Source organism: Azotobacter armeniacus (assembly GCF_054779355.1).
Window position 1 is genome coordinate 1 of the sequence record NZ_BAAGYK010000140.1, and the last position, 548, is coordinate 548.

General features: G+C 68.4%; 1 protein-coding gene. It reads left to right on the forward strand.

The window, feature by feature from the left end; all coding sequences use genetic code 11:
* The coding region (locus ACYVD0_RS18970; RefSeq protein WP_460428249.1) for an ATP-binding cassette domain-containing protein at positions 1–548 on the forward strand (548 nt) is incomplete at both ends.

Genomic DNA, 548 nt, shown 5'->3' on the forward strand with positions numbered 1-548 from the left:
CGGTGTCCTACGACAGCGACGTGCTGATCATGGACGAGCCGACCTCCGCCATCACCGAGAAGGAGGTCGCCCACCTGTTCTCGATCATCGCCGACCTCAAGGCCCAGGGTAAGGGCATCGTCTACATCACCCACAAGATGGACGAGGTGTTCGCCATCGCCGACGAGGTGGCGGTGTTCCGCGACGGCACCTACGTCGGTCTGCAGAGCGCCGACAGCATGGACGGCGACGGGCTGATCTCGATGATGGTCGGCCGCGAGCTGACCCAGCTGTTCCCCGAGCGCCGCGCGCCGCGCGACGAGGTCCTGCTCTCGGTGCGCAACCTCGGCCTGGAGGGGGTGTTCAAGGGCGTCTCCTTCGACCTGCGCGCCGGCGAGGTGCTGGGCATCGCCGGGCTGATGGGCTCCGGGCGCACCAACGTGGCGGAAACCATTTTCGGGGTCACCCCGGCCACCGCCGGCGAGATCCACATCGACGGCGAGCCGGTGCACATGGACGATCCCCGCCTGGCCATCCGCAAGGGCCTGGCGCTGCTCACCGAGGACCGC